At 30.3% G+C, this 26033-nt stretch carries 27 protein-coding genes; 4 read left to right on the plus strand and 23 right to left on the minus strand.

Going from position 1 to position 26033, the window contains the following annotated elements; all coding sequences use genetic code 11:
• Window positions 1-46 precede the first annotated feature (46 nt).
• The 3 genes from Q0820_RS01205 to Q0820_RS01215 are packed head-to-tail and all read right to left on the minus strand — an operon-like array spanning window position 47 to window position 2823.
• Window positions 47-1252, minus strand: a complete 1206-nt coding sequence (locus Q0820_RS01205; protein WP_298484377.1) for a glycosyltransferase — start codon at window positions 1250-1252, stop codon at window positions 47-49.
• Between the two features lie 31 nt (window positions 1253-1283).
• Complete coding sequence (locus tag Q0820_RS01210) at window positions 1284-2534, minus strand: oligosaccharide flippase family protein (RefSeq protein ID WP_298484378.1); 1251 nt, start codon at window positions 2532-2534, stop codon at window positions 1284-1286.
• The gene (locus Q0820_RS01215) at window positions 2521-2823 is read right to left on the minus strand and encodes an STAS domain-containing protein (protein WP_298484379.1); all 303 of its coding nucleotides are present in this window, start codon (window positions 2821-2823) and stop codon (window positions 2521-2523) included. The genes Q0820_RS01210 and Q0820_RS01215 overlap by 14 nt, the downstream gene beginning before the upstream one ends.
• Window positions 2824-3242: 419 nt before the next feature.
• Between Q0820_RS01215 and Q0820_RS01220 the strand changes: the two genes are divergently transcribed.
• The gene (locus Q0820_RS01220) at window positions 3243-5252 is read left to right on the plus strand and encodes a tetratricopeptide repeat protein (protein ID WP_298484380.1); all 2010 of its coding nucleotides are present in this window, start codon (window positions 3243-3245) and stop codon (window positions 5250-5252) included.
• 105 nt (window positions 5253-5357) lie between these two features.
• Here the strand turns inward: Q0820_RS01220 and Q0820_RS01225 are convergent, their stop codons facing one another.
• The 16 genes from Q0820_RS01225 to Q0820_RS01300 all read right to left on the minus strand — a co-directional run bounded on the left by Q0820_RS01225 (window position 5358) and on the right by Q0820_RS01300 (window position 18188).
• Complete coding sequence (locus Q0820_RS01225; RefSeq protein WP_298484381.1) at window positions 5358-6074, minus strand: LytTR family DNA-binding domain-containing protein; 717 nt, start codon at window positions 6072-6074, stop codon at window positions 5358-5360.
• A gap of 1 nt (window position 6075) precedes the next feature.
• On the minus strand, window positions 6076-6399 hold the full coding sequence (locus Q0820_RS01230) for an Hpt domain-containing protein (RefSeq protein WP_298484382.1): 324 nt from the start codon (window positions 6397-6399) through the stop codon (window positions 6076-6078).
• Window positions 6400-6403: 4 nt separating this feature from the next.
• The gene (locus Q0820_RS01235) at window positions 6404-7453 is read right to left on the minus strand and encodes a HAMP domain-containing sensor histidine kinase (RefSeq protein WP_298484383.1); all 1050 of its coding nucleotides are present in this window, start codon (window positions 7451-7453) and stop codon (window positions 6404-6406) included.
• Entirely contained in the window at window positions 7453-8586 is a 1134-nt protein-coding gene (locus tag Q0820_RS01240) for an FIST N-terminal domain-containing protein (RefSeq protein ID WP_298484384.1), read from the minus strand. Before Q0820_RS01240 ends, Q0820_RS01235 begins: the two co-directional genes overlap by 1 nt.
• On the minus strand, window positions 8564-10177 hold the full coding sequence (locus Q0820_RS01245) for a PAS domain-containing sensor histidine kinase (protein WP_298484385.1): 1614 nt from the start codon (window positions 10175-10177) through the stop codon (window positions 8564-8566). Before Q0820_RS01245 ends, Q0820_RS01240 begins: the two co-directional genes overlap by 23 nt.
• Complete coding sequence (locus Q0820_RS01250) at window positions 10170-10712, minus strand: heme NO-binding domain-containing protein (RefSeq protein ID WP_298484386.1); 543 nt, start codon at window positions 10710-10712, stop codon at window positions 10170-10172. The genes Q0820_RS01245 and Q0820_RS01250 overlap by 8 nt, the downstream gene beginning before the upstream one ends.
• A gap of 85 nt (window positions 10713-10797) precedes the next feature.
• Window positions 10798-11202, minus strand: coding sequence for a response regulator (locus Q0820_RS01255; protein ID WP_298484387.1), 405 nt, complete (start codon window positions 11200-11202; stop codon window positions 10798-10800).
• 190 nt (window positions 11203-11392) lie between these two features.
• Window positions 11393-13168, minus strand: coding sequence for a DNA mismatch repair protein MutS (locus Q0820_RS01260; RefSeq protein WP_298484388.1), 1776 nt, complete (start codon window positions 13166-13168; stop codon window positions 11393-11395).
• Between the two features lie 31 nt (window positions 13169-13199).
• Window positions 13200-13559 carry an MmcQ/YjbR family DNA-binding protein gene (locus tag Q0820_RS01265; protein ID WP_298484389.1) on the minus strand — a complete coding sequence of 120 codons (360 nt, stop codon included), beginning with the start codon at window positions 13557-13559 and terminating at the stop codon, window positions 13200-13202.
• Between the two features lie 10 nt (window positions 13560-13569).
• Entirely contained in the window at window positions 13570-13968 is a 399-nt protein-coding gene (locus Q0820_RS01270; protein WP_298484390.1) for a Dabb family protein, read from the minus strand.
• Window positions 13969-13973: 5 nt separating this feature from the next.
• Complete coding sequence (locus tag Q0820_RS01275; RefSeq protein ID WP_298484391.1) at window positions 13974-14588, minus strand: DUF4230 domain-containing protein; 615 nt, start codon at window positions 14586-14588, stop codon at window positions 13974-13976.
• A 7-nt stretch (window positions 14589-14595) separates the two neighbouring features.
• Window positions 14596-14949, minus strand: coding sequence for a DUF4260 domain-containing protein (locus Q0820_RS01280; RefSeq protein ID WP_298484392.1), 354 nt, complete (start codon window positions 14947-14949; stop codon window positions 14596-14598).
• The gene (locus Q0820_RS01285; protein WP_298484393.1) at window positions 14939-15697 is read right to left on the minus strand and encodes a cyclase family protein; all 759 of its coding nucleotides are present in this window, start codon (window positions 15695-15697) and stop codon (window positions 14939-14941) included. Before Q0820_RS01285 ends, Q0820_RS01280 begins: the two co-directional genes overlap by 11 nt.
• Window positions 15698-15831: 134 nt before the next feature.
• Window positions 15832-16959, minus strand: a complete 1128-nt coding sequence (hemW, locus tag Q0820_RS01290) for a radical SAM family heme chaperone HemW (protein ID WP_298484394.1) — start codon at window positions 16957-16959, stop codon at window positions 15832-15834.
• Window positions 16960-17135: 176 nt separating this feature from the next.
• Window positions 17136-17705, minus strand: coding sequence for a crossover junction endodeoxyribonuclease RuvC (gene ruvC, locus Q0820_RS01295; protein WP_298484395.1), 570 nt, complete (start codon window positions 17703-17705; stop codon window positions 17136-17138).
• Between the two features lie 6 nt (window positions 17706-17711).
• Complete coding sequence (locus Q0820_RS01300; RefSeq protein WP_298484396.1) at window positions 17712-18188, minus strand: hypothetical protein; 477 nt, start codon at window positions 18186-18188, stop codon at window positions 17712-17714.
• A gap of 251 nt (window positions 18189-18439) precedes the next feature.
• On the opposite strand from Q0820_RS01300, the gene Q0820_RS01305 reads away from it, so the two are divergent.
• A complete protein-coding gene (locus Q0820_RS01305) occupies window positions 18440-18949 on the plus strand; it encodes a DUF456 domain-containing protein (protein WP_298484397.1) in 510 nt (169 codons plus the stop codon).
• A 1-nt stretch (window position 18950) separates the two neighbouring features.
• On the opposite strand, the gene Q0820_RS01310 is transcribed toward Q0820_RS01305, so the two are convergent.
• Complete coding sequence (locus tag Q0820_RS01310; protein WP_298484398.1) at window positions 18951-19502, minus strand: nitroreductase; 552 nt, start codon at window positions 19500-19502, stop codon at window positions 18951-18953.
• Window positions 19503-19780: 278 nt separating this feature from the next.
• On the opposite strand from Q0820_RS01310, the gene hutI reads away from it, so the two are divergent.
• Both hutI and Q0820_RS01320 read left to right on the plus strand, forming a co-directional pair.
• Window positions 19781-21028, plus strand: coding sequence for an imidazolonepropionase (gene hutI, locus Q0820_RS01315; RefSeq protein ID WP_298484399.1), 1248 nt, complete (start codon window positions 19781-19783; stop codon window positions 21026-21028).
• A complete protein-coding gene (locus Q0820_RS01320; protein ID WP_298485437.1) occupies window positions 21025-21399 on the plus strand; it encodes an arginase family protein in 375 nt (124 codons plus the stop codon). Before hutI ends, Q0820_RS01320 begins: the two co-directional genes overlap by 4 nt.
• Window positions 21400-21594: 195 nt before the next feature.
• Here the strand turns inward: Q0820_RS01320 and Q0820_RS01325 are convergent, their stop codons facing one another.
• The 3 genes from Q0820_RS01325 to Q0820_RS01335 all read right to left on the minus strand — a co-directional run bounded on the left by Q0820_RS01325 (window position 21595) and on the right by Q0820_RS01335 (window position 25959).
• Window positions 21595-23235, minus strand: coding sequence for a hypothetical protein (locus tag Q0820_RS01325; RefSeq protein WP_298484400.1), 1641 nt, complete (start codon window positions 23233-23235; stop codon window positions 21595-21597).
• Between the two features lie 109 nt (window positions 23236-23344).
• Entirely contained in the window at window positions 23345-23977 is a 633-nt protein-coding gene (locus Q0820_RS01330; RefSeq protein WP_298484401.1) for a response regulator transcription factor, read from the minus strand.
• Window positions 23974-25959 carry an ATP-binding protein gene (locus tag Q0820_RS01335; protein ID WP_298484402.1) on the minus strand — a complete coding sequence of 662 codons (1986 nt, stop codon included), beginning with the start codon at window positions 25957-25959 and terminating at the stop codon, window positions 23974-23976. Before Q0820_RS01335 ends, Q0820_RS01330 begins: the two co-directional genes overlap by 4 nt.
• Window positions 25960-26033 lie beyond the last annotated feature (74 nt).

The following is a 26033-nucleotide window of genomic DNA, read 5'->3' on the forward strand; positions in this document are numbered from 1 at the left end:
TTAAAATTACCTTCCTTTTTCAACTAACCTAAACGAACTCTATTTTTTACTTACTTTCTAAAACAGGAGAACCTGTTTTCTTAGCAATAATATTGTTAAAATGATTTATATACATTTCTGTAATTGCAGACATTGGTAAAGAACATGCTGCTTTGTAATTTGCTTTACCTAAACTTCTTCTATACGCATCATTAGTTAAGATATTTTCTATTGCGTTTGCTAAAGAATCTACACTGTCTGGCTCAAAAAACTCTCCTTTATACCCTTCCTCTCTTACTAAAATACTAAGGTCTCCTAAATCTGGTAAAGAAACTGCTTTTCCATAACTACCGGCTTGGTGCAATACACCTGAACTACCTGTTGTAGAGGTATACGGAAAAACAACTACGGCACTATCTCCAAAAATTTTAGGCACATCTTCCTCTGCTACATATCCTGTAAATCTTAGCTGAGAAACCTGCGCATATTTCTTAGCCATTTCATCTAAATATCCAGGAGTATTTGGACTATCTGTTCCTGCAATTACTATCTCAATATTTTCAGATGTTCTTTTTCTAATTTCCTCAACAGCCTCTATTAATATTTCGACCTTTTTATAAGTTCCAAATTTTCCAAAAGCCATTACTTGTTTTGGTCCTTCTGGTAAATTATAATCTGGCTCTGGGGGAGTTTCAAAAGCTCCATGGGGAATTAAAGTAATATTTGTAGCATCATACTTTTTCTTTAATGTAGTTACATATTTACTAATAGTTACAGCTACAATATCTGATGCTAAAACAAAACGTGTTAACGTTGTTCCTATAAAATTATATATTCTTTGTAATAGCTTATTGTTAGTAAATCCAGCATTTGCTAAATCTACCTTTTCTAAAATATTATGTAGTAAAGATATTGTTGGTATACCACGGATTTTACATATAAAAGGTAATAATAAACCTAATGCCGCAGGCACTTTTTTATCTCCAAACTTTAAAAACTGTAAGTTAAATAAGACCGCATCTGGTTTACTTTCAGAAATTGCTTTATTAATTCTAAAAATATTAGAATAACTGTTAAAATCCCAGGCTTCTTTTACTGTTATTTTACAACCTTTTTCTTCAAAATTTAAATCTTTAAGTTCTTTAGTTTTATCTGTTATTAAGGTAATTTCTGTTACCTGATCTTGTAATCTAAAATGTTTTACTAAATGGTAGCCATACTCCGTTAGGGTAACCTTACTAGGTGGGTAGGCTGTTACTATTGCTAATTTCATATTTATAGGTTTAGGTTATAACTTGGGTATATTATTCTGTTTTTTTAGATATTTTCTTTTTATTGATAAAATATATAAGTTGTACTACTAAAAGTATAGTCATTGCAATTATTTGCATATGTACTACCATTTCTAAATTTTCATGAAAAAACGCAACTAATAGTACTTGAGACATTCCTAACAAACCAGAAAGTATTACTGGTACGTAGTGATCTAATGACAAAAAGTAATATGCAAAGATGTTAGAGATTGCAAAGAGTGATGTTGCTAAAGCATATTGCCATAGCAAACCTGCTACAGATACATAAGCATCTCCAAACATTAGCGTAATAATTAAATCTGGAAAAAGATAACATACTACAACTATACAGGCCGATAGTAAACTTATATAGGAAACATATTTAAATAAAATTGGTGCAGTTGGCTCTCCGTCTTTTTGTTTTTGTACTACCGTTGGTAGTAACAACATTACAAACATCCAAGCTACAAAATAAACAACCCTACCAATTAAAGCCAATGAAGCATACAAACCAGCATCTAAAGCATTAAAATAATGTTTTACTAAAAGAACATCACTATTATTAATTATTATTTGGGTAAGTTCATAACACGCTGTTAACCAAATAAATTGAGAAACTTTTTTTGTGTTTTCTGGTAACATTTCTCCAACTTTCTTAAAGGATAATCCTTTAACATCTGAAGGAAATAAACCAAACAAAAACGATATTAATATTCCTAAAGCCACTAATATTCCTGGCTGCAAAGGCACTAAATAAATTAAAGCAATGGTAATTAATAACCTACTCCACATTTCTGTTTGGTAAGTAATAGATAATTTATTGAACTTTAATTGCCCTTGGAAAGTACCTCTATTTACACTCATAAAAAAGTAACAAGGTATGCCTATAGCAAAAACTACAAACATCCAATGACTTTCCGTATTAAAAATGATTTGCAACTTTTTTGCAAAAACTAATATTAGCAAACCAATAACAAGACCTACATAACTAGCTTGTTTATATATTTTGTTTCTAAAATTTTGCCACTCTTCATCTGCAAAAATAACTGCAAATTTTGCAGTTGCTAACTGAAAAGTCATTCCCATGAAAGACAATACTAGTAATAAGGTTACCAAAAGAGCTGCTTCTGCAAATGCTGCAGGGCCTAAAATTCTTCCTAAAAAAAGATTGTACAGGTAGTTACCTCCATTTACTAGAAGTACACTACCCATAAACCATTGTTCGGGGGAAACTTTTTTTAATACAAGTTTAAACGCGGTCATTGCTTAAAATATAATGCGTTTTAGTATTTTTCATAATAGAAGCTATTTTTTTGTTTTGCCTACCTATTATAGATATAATCTTATTTTTTTCTACAGCTCCCTTATATAATTTTTCTAACATATAAGCACCACTTTTATCAATAGCGCCTACCTTTTCTATATTAAGAATAATACTTTCTGATATTGGAATGATAGATTCAAAATAATTTTTTAATGATGTCATATTCTGAGAAGATATATTTCCCAAAATTTCAAACATTCCGCTATTCTCTTTAATTTCTATTGCCATAGGTATTTTTATTATTATAGGTTAAGATTTATTACCTGTACTTTTAATTACAGTATAATAGATAACGTAATTTGTTTAAAAAATTGTAAGTTTTTTCTTATTTAATTTATAAAATATATTTAATTATTTGATAATCAATAATTTAAATATTAAAAAAATAAAAATGGAATTGTAAAATGAAGAAGATGTATATTACACATATATTTAAAATACACGTAAAAAACCACTTAATGCACTGTATATTAATCATTTAAATTAAAATTTTAATTTTTATATAAATATTTTATTACATAATTATCGCATATTTTAAAAAAACCTTCGTTATCACAATGTAATAAATTACTTACTTTATAAAAATGCAAAAATATAGTGTCCTCCTATTTCTATTTATATCCCTTATAATAAGGTCTCAAGAAGATATGAGTAAAGGTTTTAAATTTCTTGAAAACGGAAATTTTGAAAATGCAGAGTCTTTTTTTAAAGGTATTCTAGAAAATAATCCTACAAATAAAACAGCAAGATTATGTTATGGTAGAGCAGTTGGTTTAAGTGGAGAACCAAAAAAAGCAAATGCTTTATTTTCAGATTTACTTAAAGAATACCCTGGAGATTTTGAAGTAGAAATTAATTACAACGAATCTTATTTATGGTCTAAAGATTATGAATCTGCCAAACCATTATACAAAAAATTAGTTGCCGACTTTCCTGATAAGTTTGGTGCCGTTTTAGGATATGCAAATACTTTAAGTAATCTTAAAGAATATAAATTAGCTCTAGAATGGGTAGATAAGGCTATAGCCTTAGACCCCAAAAACCAAAGTGCATTAGTATCTAAAAAGTATATGCGTTTAGGGTACGCAAATGAATTTGTTAATAACCAACAATATGCAGAAGGAGAGACATATTTAAAAAGCATTTTTAAAGACTTTCCTGAGGATAAAGATGCTTTAAAGAATTTAGCAAATCTTTACCTAATTACTAAGAGTGTAGAAAAAGCAAAAGAAGCCTATAAGAGATATGCAACTAATGCTAAGGATTCTATAGTTGCACTAAATGGCATTGCCCTTGCAGAACACATTGGAGAACAAGATAAAGAGGCTTTAAATATTGCTTCTAAGGCAAAAAAAGCCGTACTACCATTAAAAGATACAAAGCTAACAGAAAGCACTTATAATAGATATATACAGGCTTTAATATGGAACCAAAAATATAAAAAAGCTAGATTAAAAATAGATAGTCTTAACAAGGCAACTCCAAATAGAAATTGGATAATGGCTCTTGACGCTACTCTAGGCATGTACACAGCAAACTTTAAAAAGAGTATTGCTAATTATGATAAAATACTTAAAAATGATAGCGCTTCTTTTGATGGAAATTTAGGAAAGGCAAATGCCTTATTTGCTTCTGACAAAATAATACCAGCATATAAAGCAGCTAAGAAAACCTTAGTTTATTATAAAAAACAAAAAGATGCTTCTAATTTTATTGAAAAATTAGATTTAAAATACACTCCCAGCGTAGAGGAGCATGCAAGCTATACTTTTGATAATGGTAAAAACACCGCTTTTTCTAGTAAAACTTCAGCAGACTTAGCGTTATCCACAAAATTTGCATCATTCTTTTCCTATCAATTTAGAACAACAGAGAATAGTATAAATTTAAATAAAGCTACTTCTCATTTAATGACAGCTGGCTTGGAATATAAACTTATTCCAAAAACTAATCTTAAAGCTATAATTGGTATAAATAAATCTATCTCTACCGATACAGATTTTTCACAACCTGTTTTAGATATTAGGTTACAAACACAACCTTTTATTTTACAAAACTTAGACTTTATTTACACGAGAGAAGTACAGAGTTTTAATGCCGACCTTATTGAAAGAGAAATTGTTATGAATCATTATGGCTTAACCTATAATTTAGGAACCACTTTTAATTTAGGATGGTACACACAACTTATGTACACAGAACAAACAGATAGTAACACGAGAAATTTATTATTTAGTTCTTTGTATTATAATTTATTTAAAAAACCTGCTGTAAAAGTTGGTGTTAACTATCAGTACTTAAGCTTTGCTAACCAAGTACCAACTATATACTTTAGTCCGTCTATCTACCAAGCTGTGGAATTATTCGCAGATATTAGAGGGAAATTCTCCGAAAAAACAACTGCTATGATTAGTGCTGCTTCTGGATACCAAAAGGTAGAAAAAGACCCAATGACTGTTATTTTTAGAGCAGAGACAGGTATACAACATAAATTTTCTAAAAGACTTAACGGTTCTGTATATGGCAAGTATAGTAATATAGCTTCTGCAACTGCAGCAGGGTTTCAATTTACAGAGGTAGGCTTAAAAATAAAGTGGCTTTTTACTAAACAACCATTATTCTATAATAAATTACAAAAGCAAATAGCTTTAAAGTAAATAACCTCAGAGAAAAACCACGAGGCATTCATAAAAAACAGCTTTTAAAATTTAAGGATGCCTAGAAACATTTAAATATTAGTAATATAGAATTACTAATGTTTATTACTTTAAAAGATTTAAATGTTGCATAAGTTTAGGCTTATTAGACCTGCTAATAGGAACAACATTTTTGTCTATTAACACACTATTATCTTCTATATCTATAATTTTTGTGAAGTTTATTATATAAGAACGGTGTATTTGCAAAAAAATATCTGTAGGTAATTTTTCTTTTATTTTCTTTAATGTATTGTGTACTTTATATTCGGTTTTTTCTGTTTTTATATTAATATAATCTCCTAAGGCTTGTATTACAAGTATCTCATTGAACTTTAATTTAATTAAGCGGTGATCTATATTTATAAATAACTCCCCTAAACCTAGAGTATTATTAGTACTGGAAGCATTTTCTATAATAGCTTGGTTTTGTATTGCCGTTTTTACTTTATTAAGACATTTAATAAAACGGTCTTTAGTAAGGGGTTTTACCAAATAATCTACAATGGCCTCGTATTCATAAGCCTGTAGTGCTAAATCTTTATCCGATGTTATTAAAACTATTTTGGGAGGGTTTTTTAAAGTCTCTACAAAATCAAAACCCGTAAACCCTGGCATATGTATATCTAAAAAAACAACATCTACCTCTTGTTTATTTAAGAACTTTATTGCGTCTATTGCATTAGAAAAGTCCTCCTCTACGGATATTTCGGGGGAATCTTCACAAAATTTAGCTACCACTGCTCTAGCGGTTGCCTCATCATCTACAATAATGCATTTCATATTAAATATTTAAAATATAATTTTCTATGGTAATTAGTATCCTTAAAAAATCATCCTTAAGCTTACTATTCCCATATTTTAGTTGTTCTTCAAAACCAACTGCTAAACGATACCCTTTTTGCAAGCCTAAGATATTAAATTTATGTTTTAGTTTATGAACTATTTCTGCGGTAGCATTATAATCTTCTTTTGCTAAACAATCTATATAGGTTTGTTTTTCTACTGGGAATTCACTTTTTATTATTCCTAAAAATTTTTGCTCAAAAGATTGGTCTCCTCCAGCCAATTCTTTTACGTAATTTAAATTTGGTTGCTCTTCACTCATAATCTTATTTTTTTATTGTAAAATAAAAAGTAGTTCCATTTCCTAATTGGGACTCTAGCCATACTTCTCCTTCATAAATATTAATTATTTTTTTAACTAAAGCTAACCCTATACCAGTTGCATTTGCATTATTTTCCAATTTTTTAAACATATTAAATATGCTTTCTTGGTATTTTTCTGGTATTCCTTTTCCGTTATCTTTAATACTAAATTTCCAATATTCTTTTTTTTCTATGGCCTCTACTATTATTTTTCCTTCTTTTATATCTTCTGTTGCAGTAACCGCATTAATAATTAGATTTTTAAATAACTGTTCTAATTTATATTTATCCTTAAATAAAACAGGTAATTCTCCCTCTACTACTAGTTCTATATTTTGCGGTACATATATTGTATTTTTTATTTCTTCTAATAAATGAGTTATAGAAACATTAGTTTTCTCTTCTTCATGCGCTTCTAAAGTTGCATGCCTTAATATACCATCTATTAAATTATCTACTTTGGTTAGGTTTTGTATAACTAAAGAGCAATTGAATTTACTTTCCTCCGAAAAATTTTCCTTTTCCTCTTCAGATATCCAACTCATTAAAGTATGCATATTTCTTATTGGCGACTTTAAATCATGAGAAACCATATGCGCATAATTATTTAAAGACTCATTTTGTTCTTCTAGATCTTTTAACAACTCTTTTCTTTCTGCCGTTAAGTCAATAATTCTTTCTGTCTGCTCTTCTATTCTTGCTGCTATTTTTAATGGATCTATATGTTCTTCTTCATAATCTACAGCATTTATAGAATCATCATCCATTACTTTTACTACTTTACTCAAAGAAGTAAATACATTTTTTTGAGCTTCTATTTTTTCTCTTAGTTCTGCATTTACCATAGAAAGTTCTTTAGAACTAATAGTTGTAGATCTTTGTATCATTTCTAACTTTTCATCGTTATTATAATACGATTTACTAATGGCCAATAAAAACTCCTCCATTTCTGGTGTACCTTCTAAATCATTGGGTAAAAATTTTCTTATTTGTCTTTTTAATAAAGAGTGCATTATTCGCTTATAAGGGTTAATGTCATGGTTTGGTTATGCAATTTACATTTTTCTTGCCCCGCAAAAGGTGCCATTTCACCATAAGAATAAAAACCAGCTACTTTTGCTTGTTCTCCAATAACTTCTATTACCTCTTCTACTTCTTCTTCTGTTCTTTGGTCCATTACAAGTTTTCTGCCCACACAACTAACTAAAAGCCCAAATTCTGGTTTCGTTTTTCTATCTCTCATAGCAAAATTTGCTGCCGTAAAAGCGCCTTCTGCAATATCATCTACGGTTGCCATCATTAATTGCACTTTAGACCCTACTGGCACGTCTCCTGCCAGTATCATACTATTATCCTCTTCATTTATATTTAAAATAGTACGCACTATTGTTTCTTTCTCTCCTGGCACTTTTACACTAAGCGGATATAGTAATGCTGCCTTTGGTAATTCTTTTACTTTATCGCCTAAATATTTTTTATATAAATCTAGAGCTGGTTGCCCATCTAATTCATACAATATATTATCTACAGATTTTGTTATTATTCTTTCTGGACCAAACCCTGTCCAACCTCCATAATTTGCACAACTAACCTCTAGCGTTTCTCCATAAAGTCCTATTACAATAACCTCCCCTTGTTCAGGGTTTTTATTATATGCTGCTAAAGTTTTTTCAAACCTAGAATCATCACCACAAAGTCCGCCAGAAATATTTATATTTTTTTCTAAATATTTTTCTAATCCTTCAATTAAAGTGCTGCCATTTACTGAGCTACCTTCTGATACTACAAAAACATGTTTAAGACCATCTTGAGGTAATGTTTTTAAAAGATCTACTCCTAATGCTTCGGTATTGTCTTTATAATTTTTACTATTAGCACTTGTTATTCTAAACGTACTTTTTTCAAATTCTATAGCAGTTAAACAAATACTATTATCTATTACTTTTTCTCCTAAAATTTCGCCAGAAGTAGAGCCAAATACAATCTCGCCATCTGGAAAAAGTGATTTAATTTCTTCATAAATATGACTGTTTTCTAATAAGAATCTATTTCCAAAAACTAATACTAAAGGTTTTGTTAGTTCATCATTACTACCTAAAAAACGCCACTCTTTATTATCTTCCTTAATTGCTTGTTGTATTTTCATTTTGTTTTTTTAGGGTGAAGAAAAAAGTGGTTCCTTTACCTATTTCACTTTGCAACCAAACTTTTCCTTCGTATAAATCTATAATCTTTTTAACGATAGAAAGTCCTATTCCTGTAGACCTTTCTTTATTTCCAATGGATTGAAATATTTTAAATATTTTTTCGTGATATTCTTTAGGAATACCAACACCATTATCTTTTACACTAAATTCCCAATGTGTGCCCCGATCCTCACACCCAACTTCTACCAAACCTTTTTCCCGTTCTATATGTACTACTGCATTACTTAAAAAATTTTGTATTAATTGATGAATTTTAGTGCGATCTGCATAAATTGTAGGTAACTTATTTGCTGTTTTTACAGTTACATGATCTGGTATAAAAATTATATCTTTTATCTCTTGTACAACCTCATTTACATCAACAATAGAGTTATCTAAATTATCACTCTTTATGGTAGAGTATTTTAAAATACCATCTATAAGTTTATCCATAGATTCTACCTTATCCTGCATCATTTTTAGATTATACACCCCATTATCATCTAATTTATCTTTATAATCTTCATACATCCAAGTAGTAAGTGCACTAATGCTTCTTAAAGGAGATTTTAAATCATGAGAAACTATATGTGCATACTCTTGTAGGCCTTTATTACTAGATTCTAAATCTTTAACTAATTGCTTTTTTTCTTCTTCTAGCTCAATTTCATGAGTTATATCTTCTATTAAAGCTACTTCATACCTTAGCTCTCCTTTAATATTCCTTACGGCACTAACTGTTGTTTTTGCAGAAAAAGAAGAACCGTCTTTTCTTAAGTATTTTTTTACTACAGAAAATTCATCTATTTCTCCTTTAATAAGTTTTTCTCTGTATTCTTTAGAAGCATTTAAACTTTCTAAAGAAGTAATTTCCATTGGGTTTATAGAGCGTAACTCCTCTTCTGTATATCCCAACATTTTTTGCATAGTATTATTAACTTTTATCAAAGTATCTTTAGAAGTTAACCAAATACCTAACGGAGAATGCTCTACAATAATGTCTAAACGTTGCCTTTGTGTGTTTAAAAGATTTTTCATTTCTAACTCGGCAGTAATATCTCGGAATACGCCTTGTGCTCCACTTATATTTCCTTTTTTATCTTTTATTAAACTACCATTTACCTCTATAAATTTTAGTTCATTATTTTTTGTTATTATTCCTGGTCTAAATTTTTTAATTAAACCTGTTGTATATAAAGATTTAAAAGATGCTTTAGAATACTCTTTATAATCAGGATGAATAAGTTCTGTAAGTTTTATATTTTCTTCTTTAGAAAATCCTAAAAATTCTTCTGCTGCAGAATTCATTTTTATTATATTACCTTTTAAATCCATTATTAGATAGGGGTCAATAATGTTTACAAAAACATTATCTATCTGTGCTGTCTTTTGGTCTAAAAGATTTTCTAGTACCTTATTCGTTTGTTTTAAATGTAAACTAGCATCATACAATTCTTTAGACTTTTCCTCTAGAATTCTTTCTGCTTGTTGCCTAGCCTTCTTTTGTCGTTCTAGTGCCTTTTTAAGTAAAATAACTTCCTTACTATCCATTTTGTACAATATCAAATTTAACTTCGGTACCGTCCTCTTTTATAAGTGTGTACTTTACTGTTGCTGTAGCATTAAAATGCTCAAAAGTTTTTTCTATTAAGCCATGTGCTAATCTATATAAACCTCTTGATGAGCAATATATTAAAGACATAGAGTACTGGGTAGTTTCTAATATTTTAAATGTTGGTAGTTGTGCCTCTGGGTAAAGTTTTTTTACATGCACATGAATATGGTCTTCTATAGCATAAATAAGACCTAAAGGAGATTTATAATTTTCTACAACCTCTGGATGTGCTGTTACTAAGCTATTAAATAAGAAAAGGCCAAAGGCATAGATTAAATCATCTACAGGGGCTTTAACCTCTGCACTAAGATTTGTTATTAAACTTAGCATCTCATTAAAATCATACGTACCTATAGATGTATAGATACCTTCTGAAGGTAAATTTGAATTTTCAATAATGGAATCAACGACTTCTAAGCCAAATTCTAACTCCACCATCTCTAAAAATTCAGTAAAAACAATTCCTTTCATTCCAAAAAATATATAAAATTTCTTGAATAAATGTAGGAATTATACTTCTTTTTTTAAAAATAATGTTGTGAAACTTAATATTTTGTTAGGCTTTAACTAGCTCGTTATTTTGCCAATACGTAAAAACACTTTCCAATTTTTTTTCGTAATCTTCATATTTTAAAGGCTTTATAACATAACCTGCTATACCAATACGGTAACATTCTAGCAAATCTGCTCTATTTTCAGATGTTGTAAGAACAATTGTAGGAAGATATTTTAAAACAGGATCTGCTTTTAATATTTCTAAGAATTCTATACCACTCATTTTAGGCATATTTAAGTCTAAAAGAATAATATCCGGCAAGACCTCATCAGACTTTAAAAATTCAAGTCCTTCTTCCCCATTTTTAGCTTCTGTAATTTTGTGCTTTAATTGTAACTTAGAAACTGTTCTATTAAGTTTCATAGTTTCAATAGCGTCGTCTTCAATAAACAGTACGTTTAACATATTATAAGATTTATACTACAAATTTCTTTTTTTTATTTAATATAGTAATGAACTAACGGTAAAATGCAATTTACTATAGACGAATGGAAAATAAATAAAGATAAGAACAGAATTAACTATGCATTTAAACGATGAGAGCCTATTAAATAATAGAATAGCAAAGCCCCCTATTTGTTAATAAAATTAACAATTAATCTATAATTTGCATCTTTTTAAGTAGAAATGATGCATTCATATTCTTACAAATACCTTCTTTAAATTTATAATCAAAATGTAATTCGTTATCTATAATTTCTGCATCAAAATAATAATTTTTTACTTGCGAGAGTTCTTTTGCCACTTCACATAAACTTAAATCATGCGTTGCTATAATTCCTGTAGACTGGGAACGAACTAATTTTTCTATAAACTTTCTAGAGCCAATTGCTTTATCCGTACTATTGGTTCCTTTTAAAATTTCATCCAAAACAATAAAATAACGATCCAGCTGTATTTGATCCACAATAAACTTTAGCCTTTTTAATTCTGAAAAGAAGTAAGATTCATCATCGGTAAGCGAGTCTGTAGTTCGCATACTTGTAATTAGTTTAATAGGAGAATAATATACTTCTTTGGCACAAACAGGTAATCCTAAATTTGCCATTACTATTTGCAAGGATACCGTTCTTAAAAAAGTACTTTTCCCTGCCATATTAGCTCCTGTAATAATAAAGAACTGTTCTTTTTGTATGTCTATATTATTTAAAATAGTGCTCTCAGGGTTTAGTAGTGGATGCCCAGCCTCTTTTGCATTAAGAATTGTATTACTATTTTGTTCTATAATAGGATACGTATATTTTGGATGATTAAAAGCAAAATTCCCCAAACTGTTATAGGCATCAAAAAAAGCAATTACTTGAAACCATTTTTCTACAGATTTCCCATGAACAGCTATCCACTTTTCTATTTTAAAGCAGGTTGTTAATCCTCTTAGAAAAAGTCCATTTCCAAATATTAAATACACCACATTGTTATTCTGGTCTAGTGCTCCTAAATGGCGAGAAAACTCATGCAAAACTTTAGAAGTTTTTATACTTCCCGATATAATTTGTTGCTTCTTTTTTTGCAGTAATGAAGATTTAAAATTTGTGTTTTCTATGATTGTAAGTAACTGGTTGTATTGTTCAAAGGTATTCTGAACTTTTGATGCATTGGTACCCAACCTAGTTATTTTTCTGGTATATATACCTGTAATTGCTAAACCAATAAATAACAAAATAATTAAAGAGGATTCTGGTAACTTGTCAAAAAAATAAAAACAAAGCACTCCAATAGATAAAATAGAAAAAACCAAAGGAATGTATTGCATTATTTTGGGCATAAATGGTGTGTAATTTCCCAACCATTTTTGAATTACATGTACAGAAGTCTCCGTTTTAGTCATAGATGCTATTGCATAGTATTCTTGTCGCCATTTAGGCATTTGGCTTAGCTCTTCTATAGCGTCTTGTTTTTCCTCTATAGAATTTATACCATTTTCTTTAAACAAGTCTGCCAAGGTTTCACTACCATGTACTAAAGCTGTTCTATTACAATATTGATAAAAAGAACCTCGACCAAATAAGTCTATATCTTGGCTATAGGCATGTAAAGGGTTTTTATATTCTTTACCATCTGGTAAATTATAAAAATTTCTTTTTTGAACTTCTACCTCTATTTCATTAATTGCAATAAGAGCTTTTATTTTATCTCTTTTCTTTTGTAACCCCCCATGTCGTGTAACTAAATAAAGAAATACGACTACTGTTATTAAAATAATGGCAACAATAATTCTTGTGTTACCGTAAAAAAAATAAATTCCCGCTATTGCAATACAAAAAATTAACAAACGCAACATACTAGATGCGTATAATTGCTTTTTTATACGTGCCAGTTTATCTAGATATTTACTTATTTCTTGGGTGTAAAAGGAAATTAATTCCTGCATAAAAGGGGTGTGTAATTAAATATTAGAAGTATTAAGAAAGAGCATCTAACTGGGCTTTAAGCTTCTTTGTAAATTTAGAGACTACTAGTGCATAGGAATGGTCTATAAGCTCTTTTATTAAATCTTTAGGTAGTTGTTCTAAAAATAAGGTATTCCAATGTACCTTACTCATATGATAACCTGCTATTATATCCCCATCATAAGCTTCTCTTAATTCTATTGCTCTTTCTGGGTTACATTTAAGGTTAACTTGCGGTGGCTTTCTTTCTAAAGAACATAAAGCAAACATTTTACCCATTACTTTAAAGACAAGGGTATGTTCATCAAAAGGGAACTCTTCTGTAATTCCTTTTTTTGCAATACAATAGTCTCTTAATTCTTCAACATTCATTAGTCCACATTTACTCTGCGTTTACAGAATCATAGACAATTACTTTAGTCCATAGTTTGCTAGACTCTTCTATAAATTTTAAATGCACATCTTCATCCTGATAATTTTGTTGCGCTTCTGCAGAAGCAAAAGAGACTATTAAAGAGAATGTAAAAGAACCATCTACCACATCTCTACTTGCTTTTGGAGGATAACCTATAAAACTAGTTTTTGCATACTTAGATGCGTTTAAAAATTTTCTTAACGATGCAATAAAGGCTTTACGGTCTTCTTCTTTATCGGGATTTTCTAACCAAAAATAAACGGTATGTGCAAAATTAGAATCAAATTCTTTCATGTTTTCTTTTGTCTGTCCGTAACTGTTTACGGTACTAATTAATACTATTGCAATTATAAGTAACTTTTTCATTTTATTTATTTTTCTAATAATTTTCTTTGCGATTCTGTTAATTCAAGGGCAGAATAATCTAATTTCCAACCTATGGTTTGTACTATACTCTCTATAACTAAAACTGCTTCTAATGCCTCTCTCCTAGCGGTATCCATTAATCCGCTTTCTGGTATTTTTTCCTCAATATGTTTTCTTGCCTCTTTATTTAATGATGTCAAATCATCTGGTGTAAAGGAGTTAAAAAGTCCGTTTTTAATATCATAAAATTCTAATTCTGGAACAATAGATAAAATTTCTGGTTGTGGAAACTGCTCTAAAATAATTTTTTTATTCTTAGTATCGGCATGCATAAATATTTTTTTTAAATCATACCCAATTTGCGCCTTAGCATTAATTACTATTAATGCTTTCTTTTTACTACTTACAAGACTTAAAAAACGTTCTTTTGTATTTTCATACCTATATATTTCAGCAAAGTCTCCTTCTACAGATATTAACTTACACACACTTTTAATCTTTTCTAGTAATACGGTAGATTGGTGCGTTGTTAGTTCTTTACTTTCTTTTCTTTTAAAAATAGAATACCCCCAAAATGTACCTACAACACCAAGAAGTAATCCTAAAAAACTTTCTAACATAGTAATTTTATTTTTTTCCTATTTCTCCAAGGTGTGTAAATCTAAACCCTTTTTCATATTTTAAACCATACCCAAAAATTCTATCCAAACAAGCATGTGAAAATAGAATAGTCCCTGCTAATTGTAAAAGAGGGAATGACAAATATATTCCAATAAAATATAATGCAATTGCCACTCCTTTATGATGAAATAAATTATAACTAAAAGCCCCTACTTTAGAATTTATTATATAACCAAGAGCTCCTATATCTGGAGCTAAAATTAATACTAAAAAAAGCCACCAAGGATATCCTAAAATGCTAAACATAAAAATGCCAAGAAAAAACATGCAAAGTTCTTCTATTTTTAGACTATTTTTCATTTGTTATAATTTTATACAAAACAGGCTTACTTGGCGATGCATCATTATGAAAAGGCGCTACCTGTATATCTAACATATAGGTACCATCTTCAATACTATTATTTACAAAAATAAACTCTGTTATTGTTGCTTGCTTTCTTGGTTCCCCATTTATATTCCAAAATGCTTTATGTGCTACAAGTGCTCCGTTATCTTTTTCTTTATCTACAGAAGGCAAATCTATTAACAAATGTTCTATACCCTTATCTACCAAAAACAATATTGCTTCTTCTGTTAAGTATGGCGGATTGGTATTAGAATACTGCTTTGTTTTCTTATCGCTTAAATTAGGAAGTGTTCGTATTATAATAGCTTCTCTTTTTTTATTCCCTAGAGCATATTGTAGCTGCTTCTTAGATATAATAAAATCTTTTCCCAACACCTCTGGAGCTACAGTTACCACTTCTGCCAAAAAGAAAAACTGTTTTAACTGCTCATTAATAGAATAAAATTCTTTTGTAATATGTCCTAAACACTCAGTATGTGTGCCGTGTGCATGCGGATTAAATGTTATATCATTAAAATTGGTAGAACTACCCTCGCTTACTTTCCCTATAAAATCGCCTTCTGTATGGGGTTCTATTGTTGGGTGCTTTACATACCAGGCATTTACATTAGAGGCATTCCCTTGCAATGCCATAGAAATATCCAAAGGTTTAGATAGGTCTATTTTTACAATTTTAGTTTTATGTTGAACAGTTGCTAGCACAGTTTAATTTTTTATTTTCTACGATATAACACCATAACAAGCTTAAGAAATATGTGTACAAGAATACTTTTAGAATTTAAAGAAAGCCTCACAGCATTTAAATCTTGATATTAAGTTAAAGATAAATTCTAATCTTATGTAATCCTAAATAAATCGGAAGCAATTCCGTCTGTTAAAAAATTACCTTTAGGAGTAACCAGTAATACATTTTGGGTTACAACTAACAAACCTTCTTCTATATGCTTTTTAGATTGTTGTATTATATATTCATAATATTCTTCTCCAAATTCAGATGCAACTCTATTTAAAGAAACCCCCCAAATGGTTCGCAACCCTGTCATTACATACTCATTATACCTATCTACAGTAGTTAGTTTTTCTACTTCTGCAGGTAGCTCTCCCTTTTCTATTGCTTGTATATATTTGGGGTTATTTGCTATATTCCAACTTCTATTTTCTCCGTTATAGGAATGTGCAGAAGGCCCTATTCCTAGATACTTTTTACCCAACCAGTACGCCGTATTATTTTTAGAAAAATAATTAAGTTTTCCAAAGTTAGAAACCTCATACCCAATAAACCCTTCTTCCTCTAAACGTTCTTTTAAAATAAAAAAATGTTCTTGTGCCAACGCCTCGTCTAAAGGTGCTAATTGCCCTTTTTTAATAAAACTAGCCAAAGCCGTTTTTGGTTCTACCGTTAAAGCATAGCTAGATATATGTGGAATATTAAAAGACAATGCGGTTTCAATGTTTTGTAACCAACGTTCCTTTACCATATTTGGCATTCCGTAAATTAAATCGATAGAAATATTATCAAATAGTGCTGTTGCTTCTTTTAAAGATTGATGCGCTTGCTCACTAGAATGTGCTCGGTTCATTAATTTTAAATCGTCCTCAAAAAAAGACTGTACACCAATACTTAATCTATTAATGTCTGATGCATGAAGTTGTTGTAACTTTTCAGAGGTTAAATCATCTGGATTTGCCTCTAAAGTAATTTCTGGATTCTCTACAACTTTAAAATTATCATAAACTGTTTCTATAAGTTTATTAATTTCTGAGGTATCTAGTACAGATGGTGTACCTCCTCCAAAATAAATAGTTTCTACAATGGCATCTTTAAACTCCACTTTTCGTTGTTCTAATTCTTTACCAATTGCAGAAAGCATAGCTTCTTTCTTTCCTAAACTAGTAGAAAAATGAAAGTCGCAATAATTACAGGCTTGTTTACAAAAAGGGATGTGGATGTATATTCCGCTCATTTTATTCAATTAGCAATTAGCAATTAGCAATTAGCAATTAGCAATTAGCAATTAGCAATTAGCAATTAGCAATTAGCAAAATTAAAATTTATATGAGAGGACTTTACTATTAAAAAAATAATTTTAAATAAAACATTAAAAGTGTTGTTCATTGTAAACTGATAATTATTAATTGGTCACTTTTTACTTTTTACCTTTGTTACCCGAGACTCATTTTGCTTTACAAAAGCATCCCAACCGGTATAACTTTTACCAACTTCTATTCTTCCAGAGTTATAAAAATGACACACCGCAGCTGCGAGTCCGTCTGTGCTATCTAAGTTTTTAGGTAAGGATTTTAGGCCTAACATACTTTGTAGCATTTTTGCCACTTGCTCTTTACTAGCATTACCGCTACCAGTAACTGCCATTTTAATTTTTTTTGGTAAATACTCTGTAATAGGTATTTGTCTAGATAAACCCGCAGCCATTGCCACACCTTGCGCTCTACCAAGTTTTAACATGGATTGTACATTTTTGCCAAAAAATGGTGCTTCTATAGCAATTTCATCTGGATGATAGGTATCTATAAGCTCTATAGTACGTTCAAAAATAAGTTTTAGCTTGGTATAAGGATCCTTGTATTTTTGAAGTAGCAACTCATTCATTTGAACAAACTGCATCTTTTTATTTACCACCTTAATTACTCCAAATCCCATTATGGTAGTTCCAGGGTCAATTCCTAATATAATTCTTTCGTTTGCCAAGTTCTTTTAATTACTATGTAAAACTATAGGAATTCTAAATTTTGTAGCTACAGGAATTCCTTTTTTTAATGCTGGGTCTATTTCTGGTAAGTTCTTAAGGCTTTGTGTTATTACCCCATCAAACTCTGGCATTTCTTCTATAATTGCAGGGTCTTTTTCAATATTAAGTACTTTAATTTTTCCCATTTTATCAATTACAAATACAACATACGCCGTACTATCTACCTCAGGAGCAATGGTAAACTCAAACTCTTTTAGAGTTTCAGAAAAATGAGAAACCAATTCATTTTCAAAACAAATTCTTTGTTCCTCTTTAGTTGCTGTTTCATCACAAGTGTAAAAAAGTGGGTAATTATCTATAGTATTCCAGTCCATTTCTAGTAATTCTTTGTTTACTAGATTTTGCGTTTTTTCTTCTTTAGATACAAAAGGATTACATGAAGCAAGGCTACATATAAACACAAAGATCCAAAGCTTATTCATTGTATACTATTCTTTTGGGAAAATTACGATATTTTAAGGACTTTTAACTTTAGTAAAATAATTTAGTAATTAACAGAAATACTTTTTTCCTGTTTTCTTATGACCAACAAAACCTATTTTCTTCCGCAACTGCTTTTTATAGACTGTTTCAAAATCAACTGTTTTTTTTAATATTGATATTAAAGTACATTAAAACGTAAGTTGTAAGTGTAACAATATCAAACTATTTTCGTCGTATACAAAAAGGCGAAATGGATATCTTCTTAGTAATTTTAGGCTTAATATTAATGTTTGTGGGTATAATTGGTAGCTTTTTACCTGTTTTACCGGGCCCTCCAATAAGTTGGCTAGGAATTTTAGTTTTACATTTAACTTCTGTTGTTCCTAAAGAATACTGGTTATTAGGCGTAACTTTAGCTGTTGCTGTTATTATTTGGGTTCTAGACTATGTAATCCCCATTTTAGGCGCAAAAAAATTTGGAGGTACTAAAGCTGGTATGGTAGGTACTGCTATTGGTTTAGTTTTAGGTATAGTTATACCTATTCCTGGTGGAATAATAATTGGCCCTTTTTTAGGTGCATTGGTTGGTGAGCTAACAAACAAAGTAGACAATAAAACTGCTCTTAAAGCGGCTTTTGGTTCTTTTCTGGGTTTCCTTACTGGAACCTTTTTAAAATTTGCTGTTTCTATTATTTTCCTTGTACTATTTTTTTCTAAAACGTGGGAATATAAAAATGAACTATTTCCTTTTATTAATTAAACTACAACCACTCTACCTTATCATTTATTGGCTTTCTAACAGCTTCTACTGGTTCCTCATCAGAATATCCCATATAGAAAAAACCAAGACATTTTTCTCCTTCATTTAGATCAAAAAACTCATCCATATATTTTATAAGTCCCGGAGAACTCCAATAGCTACCAATTCCCATTTCTGTGCAACAAAGCCACATATTCTGTACTGCCATTGCTACAGCGGCAACTTCTTCCCATTCTGGAACACTTTCTAAAGGATCTCTTTGCATACAAATAGCAATTACTGCTCCAGCCTTTTTAGGATTCTCTATAAGTTTTTTAGATTTTATTTGCTTGGGGTTTTCTGTAATATCTATGTACGTATAAGATAAAAATTCTCCCAACTCTGCTTTCTTCTCGCCTTGTAAAACTTTAAAACGCCAAGGTTCGGTTTTTTTATGACTAGGTGCCCAATTAGCAGCTTCTAGTATTTTTTCTATAGATTCTTTAGCTATTGGCTTCGTATTATATTGTGCAGGAAAAATAGAACGTCTATTCTTTATTATATCAAAAATCATTCACATTTAATTTGCTATAAAGATAAGATTTTAAGAGGTAGAGAAAATATTTGCTATTGAATTACTTACTGCAGCGCAAGCATTTAAATATAGAAAACCACTAAAATCTGGAATTCTATTAGATAAAATTCATAAAGAAATACGCACAAAGGTTGCCTTTGCATATAAAGACCGTATTTTTTCTGAGGATATAGAAATGGTTAAAAACAAAACTTGCAAAAGAGAGAACATATCTCTTAAAACTGTTTTTTCCAACGAATTTGAAGTATATTAATGCCATGCAAAAACAAACACTCATAGGGCCATTTTCTCAAGTTGTAACCATGGCCAATTTACCTTTAAAAGGAGCACTTAAAGATGACCAACTTCAAGTAATTCCAGAAGGCGGGATTCTAATAAAAGATACTATTATTGAAGCAATTGGAAACTTCACAGAGCTACAAGAAAAATATAAAACTGCTGAAGTAATTCCTCTAAAAGGGAAACACGTTTGTCTTCCTGGTTTCATAGATGCGCATACGCACATTTGCTTTGGAGGAACAAGAGCTAATGACTATGCTATGCGTAATGCTGGCAAAACCTATTTAGAAATAGCAAAAGCTGGTGGCGGTATTTGGGGTACAGTAACGCAAACCAGAAAAGCTACCCAAGAGGAGCTTACCAAAAACACTATAAAAAGAGCCAATCGTCATTTAAAAAATGGGGTTACCACTATAGAAGTTAAAAGTGGTTACGGGCTATCTATAGCTGAAGAATTAAAAATGCTTTATGCTATTGAGGATGCCAATAATGCATCACTTTCAGATTTAATTCCTACTTGTCTTGCCGCTCATATGTTACCTAAAGATTATGAAGGCTCCGAAGAAGAATATTTAGAGGAAATATCTACACAGCTTTTTCCTTTATTGAAAGAAAAAAATCTAACTAACAGAATAGATGCTTTTATAGAAGAAAGTGCTTTTTCTAAAGAACAAATTGCCCCATATTTTAAAAAGGCAAAAGATTTAGGTTTTGACATTACAGTGCATGCAGACCAATTTTCTACTAGCGGTAGCCAAACAGCAATAGACAACAATGCTGTAAGTGCAGACCATTTAGAGGCAAGCACAGAAAAAGAAATTACCCTTTTAGCAAAAAGTAATGTTATCTCTATAGCGTTACCAGGTGCTTCACTAGGTTTAGGTTATGCTTTTACTCCTGCAAGAAAAATACTAGATGCTGGTGGTGCATTAGCAATTGCAAGTGACCACAACCCTGGTTCTGCACCCATGGGCGATTTACTAACCCAAGCTTTTATACTAGGAGCTTTTGAAAAACTTACTAATGCAGAAGTTTTAGCTGGAATAACACATAGAGCAGCAGCTTCTTTAAATCTGGAAGACAGAGGACAGTTAGCCAAAGGTTTCCTTGCAGATATGAGTGTTTTTCATACTAACAATTATAACGAAATTCTATACAACCAAGGAAACTTAAAACCTTGTATGGTATGGAAAAATGGAACTTTAGTTTACGATAAGCACAAATAGTATTTAAAACTGCCAAAGAATTTGATGTTGATTTTGTAGCCAACGAAGATTTTAACCTACAAAACTTAGAAACAATAAATAACACTATTGATACTTTTATGAGTAAAGTAGATAAAGTTCATGTTACGATAGATTTAGATGGATTTTCCTCTGCTTACGCCCCTGGAGTAAGTGCAGCTTCACCAATGGGTTTTTCTCCAGATATTGCTCTAAAAAGTCTTCATAAAATTATAAAATCAGAAAAACTTATTTCTTTAGATTTAGCGGAATATAATCCAAAATACGACCGAGATAATCAAACTGCAAAACTAGCTTCTTCTTTAATTCATTTTATTTTATACAACCACAACTCGCTTCAAATCAACACTTAAAAGCAAAAGACAAAAAAAGCCTCCCATTATGGAAAGCCTTTCATCGGATAGTATCGATACTATTATCGATAACTACACTTTGTTTCAATATAAAATTGAAACACAACACAACAGTTCAAAGATACTAAAGCTTTTAATATAAAACCATATGTTTCTAGGAACTTTATACATGGTTAGCGTGTTTTACTTTTGTATTTATTTTTTAAAATTAGCACCATAAGCATTAAATGTATTGGTTACAGGACCAGTTTTACCAGTAGCTACCTCTAGCCACCAAACTTGTGTCTTATTATTTTTAAGACGTAAAGAATATACCATATACTTACCGTCTTTAGACCATGATATATTAGGATATACAAAACCATGATCTAATAGCGCTATATTACTTGTCTTATTTGTATTTAGGTCCAAAACTACCACATTAGTAGCCCAATCAGAAGTCCCATTAATATATACAGAAGCACCTCCATTTTCTAAAAAAACCAACTTACTACCATCTGGCGACCAATCTACCACGTCGCGAATACCGGCATAACTTCTATGTACTTCATCGTGCGTTATGGTAGTGCCCGAAATATCGGAGACATACATTACATTCTTATACACATAAGCCAACCTACCAGTAGAAGACCAAACTGCATTAAAACCATTAAAACCTTCTCCTATTCTATTACCATCACTGTCAATGATATAAATAAAACATACATCATCAGACACATAAACATTACCTCTATTATTTGCGCATACGGTTAATGCACCTTGATTTCTATCTTTATTCCAAAAACACCTTTTTACCTCAACATCTAACGCATCAGAGTTAGAAGCATCTTGAAAACCTACGTACTTTCCTGGATTACCTAACGTTTCATAAATAAACTCTTTATCCCCACTTTTTAAATCGTATTTATAAAGTTCAGATTGACTTGCTGGAATTACTGTTGGGTCTGGGCTTGGTAGAGGATTAAATGTTTTTTCTGCAATGGTTATACTAGAATTATCGTACCAAAAAGGAATACTAGTTATGTTCTCTGTAGAAATATCTGTATAGTTAACAAAATTGCTACCATCTAAATTTAAAGTTGCCGGTATATTTTCATCTAAATTGGTAACTAAAATTTGCTCTTTAGTTATCCCAGTTGGCATAAGATCTGCCTGTATGGTATCCTCTTCTAAAGTAATACGTATATCATCAAAAGATAATTTAATTTCATAGTATGTTGCCATTTCTAACAACAACCATTTAGGGGTTTCTCCCTGCATTGCATTTTCGATAGTTTCTTTATCCAAGGACATTTTAATTTTGGTCCAATCTTGACCAATAGCATTTTCATAAATATTTACGAAAGTTGCATTTCTCTTTCCAAAATAATTATAGATATCTTCATTACCCATTAAACTAAAATTAAAGATATCTTCAAAATTTAAATTTATGGGTACAGAAGATTTTACATAAAATGATATGTAAACATTATCTGGTATGGTTTGGAACTCTAATGGGTAATACGCATTGCCATTTAATGTGCCGACAAGACTATTGTAATTTTCGCAAGTGCCATCAGATTCTAGTTCCAATATTGTATTGCCGTCATAAGCTTCATTAGAATCAAGTATTTCCGTTGTTCCACAAGTTACCCAAAGGCTATTATCTTCCTCGAAACTACCATTTAACAATAAATTCTCTGAAAGTGGTTGTTTTTCTGGTATTAAACTTTTATCGTAACCAGAGGCATTGGATATTGGCAATTCTCCTGACTCATCAATATTTTTATTTTCAGAATCTTTTTGGCAACTAATTAGTAGCCCTAAAACAAAGGCTAAAAGAGATAACTTTTTCATATAATCCTATTTTACTTTATCATTTAATTGGATAAAGCAAAATATTGGTTTTTGGATAAAATGGTTAAGCACTCAAAAAAAATACCCAAAAACCAGTAGAAAAAAAGCCTTATATCAACTTTTTCTCGTAAGCCATTTTAACTAAACCTGCGGCATTAGACACCTTCATTTTTTTCATTATGTTTTTTCTATGGGTTTCTACAGTTAGCTTACTTATAAATAATTCCTCTGCTATAGTATTGGTAGTTTTACCTGCAGCTATTAACTGTAATACATGTTTTTCCCTTCTAGTTAATCTTGGTGCACCTACGGTACTAAAAATGGCATCTGATAATATTTTTTTTATTTCTGAATTTAAGTATTCATTACCATTATATATTTCTTTTATTGCAAGAGCCAATTCTTGAGATTTTACATTCTTTAACAGGTATCCTTTTGAGCCATTTTTAAGCATTTGTTTTATTATACTTGGATCACTATAATTACTTAAAGCTAAAATTTTTACGTGGGGATACGTATCGCAAATAAAAGAACAAAGCTCTATACCACTATAGTCTGGTAAATTAATATCTAACACCACTACATTTACAATAGTCGTTTTTAAAAACTTCATTAATTCTTTTCCTGTAGAAAAACTCCCCAAAATTTGTATTCTTGTGTCTGCCGCAAGTGATGCTTGTAAACCATCCTGAACTAAAGGATGATCATCTACAACGACTACTTTAATTCCATGTATTTTCATTCTATATTATCTATTTCTATATTTACGGTAGTACCATCCCCTTTTACAGAATGCATATCTATTTTCCCTTTTAAATAAGCCACCCTATTTTTTAGATTTAAAAGTCCCATTCCTTTTTCTCTTTGCTCTAATTCCATACCATCTCCATCATCTTCTACCGTAATTAAAAGCTGTTTATCTTCTAAGGAACATTCTATTAAAACCTCCTTCGCATTGGCATGTTTTATTACGTTATTAATTAACTCTTGAATAATTCTATAAAGCATTAATAAAGTGTTTTTATCCTTTAAAGACTCTGTATTATAAAATTGAAGAACCATCTTAGTATTATTATGTTTTAATGTGCTGCAATAATCTTCTACGGCAGTTTTTAAACCGTATTTTAACAACGTTTCTGGCATTAGATTTTTGGCGATACTTCTAAGCTCGATTAAAGAATCATTTAAATTATTTAAAATATCTTCTATGGGCAGCGTAGAACCTGTTTTGTTATTATCATTAGCAAGCTTAGATAACTTTATACTTATACCAGAGAGTCTACCTCCCAGACCATCATGTAAATCAACAGCAACCCGCTTTCTTTCTTGCTCTACGCCCTCTAGCATAGATTTAAAAACAACCCCTTCTTGTTCTGCTTTTAAAATCTGAATTTCTTGCTTTTGCGCTTGGGCTATTAATATCGATTTTTTCTGCCTATTTCTATATATTATATAGACCAAAGCAAGTAAAAATAATAACGACCCTAAAACAAAATACAACAAATAGCTCTGCGTTTTTTTTCTTTCTAAGGTTAATGCGGTTTCATTATTACTATTTTTTAATGCTAATATTTCTCGTTCCTTTTTTTCACTTTGGTACTGGGTTTCTAAGATTGCAATCTCTTTTAGCACTTCTTCTTTATGTAAACTATCGTTTAAATCTAAATATTGATTTATATAATACAGAGCTTTTTTATAGTTATGCTCTTTTTCTTCATATTTAGAAAGCTCTTGTAATGCATCTAATTCTAAAACGCCATTTTCACCTTGTACTTGTTCATAAAAATTATACATAGCTCTTTTACCATTTTCATGATCCCCCATTAATTTATAGGTTTCATGATAGTGCAGGTATAGCTCTCTTAAATACCTAAACATTTTATTTTTTTTAATAACCTCCATAGATTGCCCATACCTATGTAAAGCTTCTTTAAAATTTCCTTTGGCAGACAAATATCTTCCCCAAGCTTCATGATATTGTTGCCATTGCGGAATATTTGGCATTTGCTCTAATAACTTTCCGGTTTCTTCTAAAACTACTTTACAAGAATTTAGGGAATCTAATTCTAATAAGGTGTGAGAAAACATTAAACGATCCGTTACGAAAGCATTAGGTTCTTCTATTTTTTGATACTGCTTCTCATTATCTTTTAAGTAAAAATATGCTTTAGAATAGTCCTGAATATTTAAAAACGTAATTCCAAGATTGGTATTAATAAATGCACTTATCCTATACTGATTATATTTTTTTGCAATAGGTGCTAGCTTTAATAAATATTGTAGTTGTTTGTCATCGGATCCTTGATTAGAGTAGGTTGCACTCAAATTAAAAGTAGTTAACACCCATTGTTCTATTAATGCTTCAGTGCTATCTTTCTGCATTAAATTTTCACATATTTCTTTAGAAGTGATATAATAATTTTGCGCTATTTTCATATCGCTATAATCAAAATACGCACCACCTAATGCTGTATTTGCTTTAGCCAACCCAAAAGAATCTCGTATTTTTTTAAAATAACGCAAAGCTTCAAAACCGTAACTAAATGCTTTTGCCGAATCTCTAGAACTATATTGTTTAGACAGGTCACATAAAATATAAGCTCTTTCTGATTTAGAAACTTTATCTAACTTTTGTTCTAAACTATCTAAATATAACTGGGCCTTATTTTGTCCATTAGAGACGATAGAAACTAAAAAGAAAACCACAAAAAAGAGTATACGCATAACATTAAAATGTATTTATCAATATAAGAAACATTACTTTTTTAATTAAAAAAAACAACTAATATACCTGTAAA

Source organism: uncultured Maribacter sp. (assembly GCF_947495965.1).
Taxonomy (GTDB): domain Bacteria; phylum Bacteroidota; class Bacteroidia; order Flavobacteriales; family Flavobacteriaceae; genus Maribacter_B.

Bases quoted from the DNA above. Each gene is read 5' to 3' on its own strand.
- Q0820_RS01205 (WP_298484377.1), bottom strand. From the start codon at position 1,252: ATGAAATTAGCAATAGTAACAGCCTACCCACCTAGTAAGGTTACCCTA.
- Q0820_RS01210 (WP_298484378.1), bottom strand. From the start codon at position 2,534: ATGACCGCGTTTAAACTTGTATTAAAAAAAGTTTCCCCCGAACAATGG.
- Q0820_RS01215 (WP_298484379.1), bottom strand. From the start codon at position 2,823: ATGGCAATAGAAATTAAAGAGAATAGCGGAATGTTTGAAATTTTGGGA.
- Q0820_RS01220 (WP_298484380.1), top strand. From the start codon at position 3,243: ATGAGTAAAGGTTTTAAATTTCTTGAAAACGGAAATTTTGAAAATGCA.
- Q0820_RS01225 (WP_298484381.1), bottom strand. From the start codon at position 6,074: ATGAAATGCATTATTGTAGATGATGAGGCAACCGCTAGAGCAGTGGTA.
- Q0820_RS01230 (WP_298484382.1), bottom strand. From the start codon at position 6,399: ATGAGTGAAGAGCAACCAAATTTAAATTACGTAAAAGAATTGGCTGGA.
- Q0820_RS01235 (WP_298484383.1), bottom strand. From the start codon at position 7,453: ATGCACTCTTTATTAAAAAGACAAATAAGAAAATTTTTACCCAATGAT.
- Q0820_RS01240 (WP_298484384.1), bottom strand. From the start codon at position 8,586: ATGAAAATACAACAAGCAATTAAGGAAGATAATAAAGAGTGGCGTTTT.
- Q0820_RS01245 (WP_298484385.1), bottom strand. From the start codon at position 10,177: ATGGATAGTAAGGAAGTTATTTTACTTAAAAAGGCACTAGAACGACAA.
- Q0820_RS01250 (WP_298484386.1), bottom strand. From the start codon at position 10,712: ATGAAAGGAATTGTTTTTACTGAATTTTTAGAGATGGTGGAGTTAGAA.
- Q0820_RS01255 (WP_298484387.1), bottom strand. From the start codon at position 11,202: ATGTTAAACGTACTGTTTATTGAAGACGACGCTATTGAAACTATGAAA.
- Q0820_RS01260 (WP_298484388.1), bottom strand. From the start codon at position 13,168: ATGCAGGAATTAATTTCCTTTTACACCCAAGAAATAAGTAAATATCTA.
- Q0820_RS01265 (WP_298484389.1), bottom strand. From the start codon at position 13,559: ATGAATGTTGAAGAATTAAGAGACTATTGTATTGCAAAAAAAGGAATT.
- Q0820_RS01270 (WP_298484390.1), bottom strand. From the start codon at position 13,968: ATGAAAAAGTTACTTATAATTGCAATAGTATTAATTAGTACCGTAAAC.
- Q0820_RS01275 (WP_298484391.1), bottom strand. From the start codon at position 14,588: ATGTTAGAAAGTTTTTTAGGATTACTTCTTGGTGTTGTAGGTACATTT.
- Q0820_RS01280 (WP_298484392.1), bottom strand. From the start codon at position 14,949: ATGAAAAATAGTCTAAAAATAGAAGAACTTTGCATGTTTTTTCTTGGC.
- hemW (WP_298484394.1), bottom strand. From the start codon at position 16,959: ATGAGCGGAATATACATCCACATCCCTTTTTGTAAACAAGCCTGTAAT.
- Q0820_RS01300 (WP_298484396.1), bottom strand. From the start codon at position 18,188: ATGAATAAGCTTTGGATCTTTGTGTTTATATGTAGCCTTGCTTCATGT.
- Q0820_RS01305 (WP_298484397.1), top strand. From the start codon at position 18,440: ATGGATATCTTCTTAGTAATTTTAGGCTTAATATTAATGTTTGTGGGT.
- Q0820_RS01310 (WP_298484398.1), bottom strand. From the start codon at position 19,502: ATGATTTTTGATATAATAAAGAATAGACGTTCTATTTTTCCTGCACAA.
- hutI (WP_298484399.1), top strand. From the start codon at position 19,781: ATGCAAAAACAAACACTCATAGGGCCATTTTCTCAAGTTGTAACCATG.
- Q0820_RS01325 (WP_298484400.1), bottom strand. From the start codon at position 23,235: ATGAAAAAGTTATCTCTTTTAGCCTTTGTTTTAGGGCTACTAATTAGT.
- Q0820_RS01330 (WP_298484401.1), bottom strand. From the start codon at position 23,977: ATGAAAATACATGGAATTAAAGTAGTCGTTGTAGATGATCATCCTTTA.
- Q0820_RS01335 (WP_298484402.1), bottom strand. From the start codon at position 25,959: ATGCGTATACTCTTTTTTGTGGTTTTCTTTTTAGTTTCTATCGTCTCT.